Here is a 6,007-nt window from a genome sequence, read left to right as displayed (position 1 = left end):
TTTCCACAAGTGTGGTTCGGTCGTAAACCGCTTCAGCCAGGATACCTTCGGGCAAACTCTGGTTCACCTGTTCCAATCGCTCGGCAACCGCTTTCGCGACCACTCGACTGTTTTCGCCGATCAACATAAAAGCCGTGCCTAACACTGTTTCCTTACCATCCCGGGTGGCTGCGCCAGTACGCAACTGTTTTCCATAAAATACCTTGGCCACATCCGCCACCCGAATCGGTGTGTCATCACGTTTGGTAATAACCACATTACGAATATCTTCAAGTGAGGATAATTGTCCGGGAGAACGTACCAGCCATTGCTCGCCATTGCGTTCGATATAACCAGCACCCGTGTTCTGGTTGTTGCGGATTAATGCCTCACCCAGCTCGGACAGGCTGACCTTGTAGGCCAGTAATTTAGCAGGATCGGGGGCCACCTGATATTCACGCTCATAGCCACCAATGCTATTAATTTCGGTGACTCCCGGTACTTTCACCAATTGGGGCCGGATAATCCAGTCCTGTATGGTACGTAAGTCTTCTGCCGAATAAGGTTTGCCATCTGCCTTCAACGCATCCGCTCTGGCAGTGACACTGTAGGTAAACACTTCTCCAAGACCGGTTGCTATAGGCCCCATCTGGGGTTCTATTTTCGCGGGTAACTCAGAGCGAACACCTTGAAGACGTTTATTTATCAACTGCCTGGCGAGATATATATCAGTATCTTCTTCAAACACCACCGTGACCTGAGATAAACCATATCGCGATAACGAACGGGTATAGTCCAGATTGGGTAACCCAGCCATCGCATTTTCAACACTATAGGTAATCCGTTGTTCAACCTCTAATGGTGAATACCCCTCTGCCTCGGTATTAATCTGCACCTGGATATTGGTAATATCCGGTACGGCATCAATATTAAGCTGAAAAACATTGTAAGCGCCCACTCCAGCTATAAGCACTGTTAATAAAAGCACCAGCCATCGGCGCTCGACAGAAAATCGTACAATAAAATTAATCATCTTCTGCTCCAAAGGTCTTAGTGATCATGGGTGGCGCCGGACTTGAGCACCTCCGCCTTGAGCAGAAAACTATTTGTTGTCACGTATTCACTGCCGGGTTTCAGGCCTGAAAGCACCTCGATATAGTCCTTATCCGGCTTGCCCAGTTGAAGCATTCTGACTTCAAAGGTATTTCCATAACGGACAAACACCACCGGCATATCACGATAAAGTTGAATGGCATTGCGTTTTACCGCTAATTCAGCAGGATATTGCTCCACGGTCACTTCAGCATTGATATGCATGCCGGGCCGCCAATGTCCTTCAGCATTAGTAATTTCAGCACGGGCGCGAGCAATATGTCCGCCTGTCATTTTGGGCGAGATATAGCTGATCTTTCCCTCAGCCGATTCATGTTGGTGTAAGTCCTTGACGACAACCGGCATACCGACACGTAACTGTTCGATATCCGCTGGAAACATCGACAACTCTATCCAGACCCGTGATAAATCACTGATTTCCAGCAAACTGCCCATATCACTGTGATCGCCTACATTGGCCATACGCTCGGTTATCTCACCGTTTGCAGGACTACGGATAGAATAACTTTGTAAAGTGGTTTGATTACGAACGGTCACTAACACCTGGTCTTTTTTGACCTTGTCGCCAGTGTTGACCAGCACTGATTCAATAATGCCGGGATAGGGAGCATGCACCCGATACTGGCGATCCTCCGCAACACTGACTACACCATAAAGAGCGTTGGTTATTGATAAGGTATGAGGCCCAGCCAGCTCTGTTTCTATTCCTGATAGTGTTATCATGCGATCCGTTATCGTGCTGCGACCTTCAAAACTGTCAAAATGCCAGTGATGTGAATTGCCCTGGTATTCTGCTTCCACAACCACTTCAAACGAATGGGGCTCTTCAATAACCGTATCCCCCAGCAGATAGTCTGCTTCGGCGATAAAGTCGATAAGATTCTGTTCATCATCCAGACGAGTTAACGTCACGGTTAAATTGATCTGCCCGGGATCGACCGGCTTTCCCTGTTGATAGGCATAAACCCGCATTTCTGGCGGCACGCCTTGTTCATAAATGGTTATTTCCAAGGCAAAATCGTCGTTTTCCAATAACCGTCCGCCATGTGGCCCTTCGATAGGTTCTTCATGATCATGTTGTTCGTTGTGATCATGCTCAGTTGCCGCTAGAACCACCGAACTCATCAGTGCCAGCAGGCTAAAACATAATGTGATTAATTTCATGAAGCTATTCCTGATAACTGGCAGTAAAGATTGAACGACTCAAGGGCATCCCGGTTAACCGCTCCAACTCAAGTAGCTGGAGATGCACTGCAGTTTGTGCCTCGATCAGGTCGCGCTCTACGCTGAATGATTCGATCTGTGCATCAATCCATTGCAACACGTTGTATTGGCCTGTTTGATAACCGGTTTCAGTCTGTTTCAACAATTCTTGGGTCAACGGAACAAGTTTTTCTTGCAACCTATCGATTTGTTGATGGTTATTCAGCATGGCCTGATAGATTTCCAGTAAAGCCATTCGCAATTCAGTCTGAGTCAGCTGTTGCTGCAGAATTCCAGCTTCATAGTCTGCATGGGCTGCAGCGATATTGCCCTGATTGCGATCGTATAACTGCAACGGCATCGAAAAACTGAACACCAGAGCGTTGTCATTTTGTCCTTCCAAACGCCGAATACCGGCACCAAAGCTGAAATCAGCTGTGGATTTTGCCTCACTCAGCCGTAATTGCGCTTCACGTAAGCGAATTAAAGAATGAGTTTGTAAAAAAGCGGGGGAACTTAGAATGGCCTGTTCCAGTGTTTCCTGTTCCGGCAATGATTGCAATTGCTGCAATTGCCCTTCCAACTGAGCAAAATCAACCTCATCTCCCCAGCTAGCGGCTAATTGCTGGTAGGCCAGTTTACGTTCTCCATTGAGCTGCTGCTGTCTGGACTCTGACCGTTCAAGCAAAAGCTGCATCCGTAATACATCAGCCTGTCCAACAGCACCGGCAGACGCGCGTTGTTGTATCACCGCCAGGGCCTGCTGCTCAATTTGAATACGCCGTTGATTCCAGGTTAATAACGCATCGACTCGTAATGCCTGCAGATACCTGGCGGCCACATCAGACAAAGTATCCAGGCGTTGCCGCTCAAAATCCTGTTGCAACTGACTGGACCGGGCGTCGACCAGATCAACGCGCTTCAAACGTTTATCGCCCATTTCAATCAGCTGACTTAACGATAGCGTTAGTTCTGCACCGGAAAGACCACGGCTCTGCCCCGTACCCAATACATTTTCCAAATCAGCCTGCAGTTGTGGATTAGGCGGCAAGCCGGCGTGCCGTTTCTGCGCTTCCAGTGCCCGCTGTTGATAGGGAAATTGTTGCAGTTGTGGGCTTTGCAGTAAGGTGCGTTCGATCGCCGTTGTCAGATTAAGACTCGGCTGGTTTTCTGCTCGTGCGGGCATGGCCCATAAAGTCAAAGCTAAGAGTAACGGGCAGATCAATAGCCTGTTAGCGAACAAATTCGATTGATAATTCATGATGAACTCCATAACACCACCCGCTGAGAAGCCGGCAGTAAAACATTAAGTTGTTTAAAACGTTATGGAATTAAGCGTTGGGGGGTGGTAACAGGGGCGAATAATACAAGGTAACCAGCTGACTGCTACTGGTTCGGCTGACAGCGTCCGCTGTCAGAGTATGAAGAATCATAGTGAAACTGACTAAATCAGCAATCAGATGCAGGTGCAACTGATGATCATGATCGACATTATCGTGATGCTGTCCATGATCTGCATGACTATGAACGATGCTCAAATGCGCTGAATAATGATCATCCGGCTGATGAGCGACAGACGCAGTCACACCACTGACCATCAATAAATTGATGATAACAAATACCGCAGTCAGCATACGCAGTCGTAAAGTCATCGATAAATCTTAGCTTAAAAACATGATAAAAGTCAGCCTTTTAACAGTACGGCATTCTCAGGTACATTCTGCTTGAGCTTGTCACAGTCACCCTGAGCAGGTTGCTGCTCAGGAGTACGGTTTTTATACCAGATGCGACAAAATCCCGGTGAAGGAATATATTCGGCAGGTACCGCACTGGATGAGCCGGAATACCGGTCAGTATTGACCACGCTATAGGCAGCACAGCTAGTCAATGCAACGAATATCGGCAAAGGCAGCAGTCGATAAAATCGCGGTGTCAATATTCTCATCGGTTTATCCTCACATATTGATTATCGAGAGATAATCAAACACCCATTAATTATGAGCGATCTTGGCGCTATTTGCAGCAGCTTTATCAACACTGGTAAAGGCAATCAGATTAGCAAAAAAACCAATCACTAATGCATCAATTTGCCACGGTTGCTGCAACATGACATTCCAGATTATGGCTGAACCGATACCTGCTACTACACCGGCAATAAACCGTTTACGACTCACATAACAGCCAAGAATCGCCATCATCAGAGGTACCAAAACCGTCGGAGCCCAGAAGTTATAGGCGTATATCAAAATATCAATCACGCTATCAATCGACAGGGCAAAAACCATCGACGCAATACCCACCAGCAATGTGACCACACGAGCGAGCATTAATTCTGCTTTGGCTGTTAATGGGATTTTACGCAAAGGCGTGACAATATCGTTACTGAAAGCAATCGAAGCTGAGTTTAAAAATGAATCTGCAGAAGACATGATAATCGAGACAATCGCAGCGGCCACAATACCCTGCATAATGGGCGGAACGGCCTGCTGAATGACATAAGGCATCGCTAAATTAGCATCTAAGGTCGGCTGCATGGCTAATGCCACCAGACCGATTAAACCGGTAACAGCAAAAAATGGAATTGAAAACAAGCCGCTCAATAAAGAACCACGGATAACATTTTTACTGCTTTTGCCAATTAATAAACGCTGCAGGTAAGGCGGCACTAATGTTTCACCCAGCATAAACGTCATAAATAATGATAATAACGCGATAATCGCTAATGGCTCCGTCGGCAGCGTCAGATGCGCTTCGGGTAAATTAGTTTGCATGGCCTGCCAGCCACCGACATGCTGCAAACCAAAATACAGTGTCATCGGAATGCCGACGGCAAGCACAATAAACTGAATAATATCGGTCCAGACCACCGAGCGCATACCGCCGACTGTTGCATACGCAATAACAATACCGCAGCCAATCAACACTCCCCAGACACGATCTACATCGAGAAACAGATTAAACACATAGCCCATCGCACCGATTTGTGCGCCGAGAATACCTGCGCATAAGGCCAGAGAAAATACGCCACTGAACAGACGTGCTCCCTTGCCATAATGCTCATCCATAATGTCACCGACCGAAATGGCATTGGGATAACGCATCATTTGTGGCGCAATATATTTTGCAACCAATATTTCTTTTACGCTGAAACCCCATAAGGCCACAATATTACTGATACCGACCAGAAATACTTTTTCGGCATTACCCATTGAAAATCCACCGCCGATAAATGAGGCTGATAACGTGGCAAAAATCACCAGTGTGCCGAAGGATTTACCAGCCAGAGCATAATCACGCATGTTTTTTATGCCACGTCCCGCCCATAAACCAATAAGCAAAACAAAAAACAGGTAGACAATTACAACCAAAGTTTCCATATTCAGTTTGTTCCATTGAGTGAGGTCTGGAATGAAGCTTACGTGGTTTTCAGGCATTAAAAAACCACCCGAGCACATTGGACTGGGGTGGTTTGAATGATTCTTCCGTAAAAGCGTTAATTAAGCCATTAAACTTTTACATTAACGATGTTACCCAAGTTGCCCTGTGGCATCGGAACAGCATCGAGTAGCTTTAATACTGCCTGACCCTGAGCTTCAATCTGATCATTGCTTAATTTAAGCGTTGCGACCATTTGTTGCTGGGCAGATTGCTGTACGGACAACTGGGTTGCCATTGCAGCAACGTTCGTTGTTTCCATAATCGACTCCCTTTA

The 6,007-nt window shown here is 46.7% G+C and carries 7 protein-coding genes; all 7 read right to left on the bottom strand.

Going from position 1 to position 6,007, the window contains the following annotated elements:
- On the bottom strand, nucleotides 1-1,012 hold a 1,012-nt coding region (locus B3O33_RS12105; protein WP_292363698.1), incomplete at its 3' end, for an efflux RND transporter permease subunit.
- A 17-nt stretch (nucleotides 1,013-1,029) separates the two neighbouring features.
- On the bottom strand, nucleotides 1,030-2,256 hold the full coding sequence (locus tag B3O33_RS12100; protein ID WP_292360948.1) for an efflux RND transporter periplasmic adaptor subunit: 1,227 nt from the start codon (nucleotides 2,254-2,256) through the stop codon (nucleotides 1,030-1,032).
- Nucleotides 2,257-2,260: 4 nt separating this feature from the next.
- A complete protein-coding gene (locus tag B3O33_RS12095; RefSeq protein WP_292363695.1) occupies nucleotides 2,261-3,556 on the bottom strand; it encodes a TolC family protein in 1,296 nt (431 codons plus the stop codon).
- Between the two features lie 70 nt (nucleotides 3,557-3,626).
- A complete protein-coding gene (locus B3O33_RS12090; RefSeq protein WP_292360952.1) occupies nucleotides 3,627-3,947 on the bottom strand; it encodes a hypothetical protein in 321 nt (106 codons plus the stop codon).
- A gap of 32 nt (nucleotides 3,948-3,979) precedes the next feature.
- Nucleotides 3,980-4,240 carry a hypothetical protein gene (locus B3O33_RS12085; protein WP_292360954.1) on the bottom strand — a complete coding sequence of 87 codons (261 nt, stop codon included), beginning with the start codon at nucleotides 4,238-4,240 and terminating at the stop codon, nucleotides 3,980-3,982.
- Between the two features lie 46 nt (nucleotides 4,241-4,286).
- Nucleotides 4,287-5,672, bottom strand: coding sequence for a sodium:solute symporter family protein (locus tag B3O33_RS12080; protein ID WP_292360955.1), 1,386 nt, complete (start codon nucleotides 5,670-5,672; stop codon nucleotides 4,287-4,289).
- Between the two features lie 128 nt (nucleotides 5,673-5,800).
- A complete protein-coding gene (locus B3O33_RS12075) occupies nucleotides 5,801-5,992 on the bottom strand; it encodes a hypothetical protein (RefSeq protein ID WP_292360957.1) in 192 nt (63 codons plus the stop codon).
- Nucleotides 5,993-6,007 lie beyond the last annotated feature (15 nt).

Origin of the sequence: Methylophaga sp. UBA1464 (assembly GCF_002325665.1) — a bacterium.
In the GTDB taxonomy this organism is placed as follows: domain Bacteria; phylum Pseudomonadota; class Gammaproteobacteria; order Nitrosococcales; family Methylophagaceae; genus Methylophaga.
Note: the sequence above shows the minus strand (reverse complement) of the source record. Positions and strands in the feature narration are given on the sequence as shown.

Bases quoted from the DNA above. Each gene is read 5' to 3' on its own strand.
- B3O33_RS12100 (WP_292360948.1), bottom strand. From the start codon at position 2,256: ATGAAATTAATCACATTATGTTTTAGCCTGCTGGCACTGATGAGTTCG.
- B3O33_RS12095 (WP_292363695.1), bottom strand. From the start codon at position 3,556: ATGAATTATCAATCGAATTTGTTCGCTAACAGGCTATTGATCTGCCCG.
- B3O33_RS12090 (WP_292360952.1), bottom strand. From the start codon at position 3,947: ATGACTTTACGACTGCGTATGCTGACTGCGGTATTTGTTATCATCAAT.
- B3O33_RS12085 (WP_292360954.1), bottom strand. From the start codon at position 4,240: ATGAGAATATTGACACCGCGATTTTATCGACTGCTGCCTTTGCCGATA.
- B3O33_RS12080 (WP_292360955.1), bottom strand. From the start codon at position 5,672: ATGGAAACTTTGGTTGTAATTGTCTACCTGTTTTTTGTTTTGCTTATT.
- B3O33_RS12075 (WP_292360957.1), bottom strand. From the start codon at position 5,992: ATGGAAACAACGAACGTTGCTGCAATGGCAACCCAGTTGTCCGTACAG.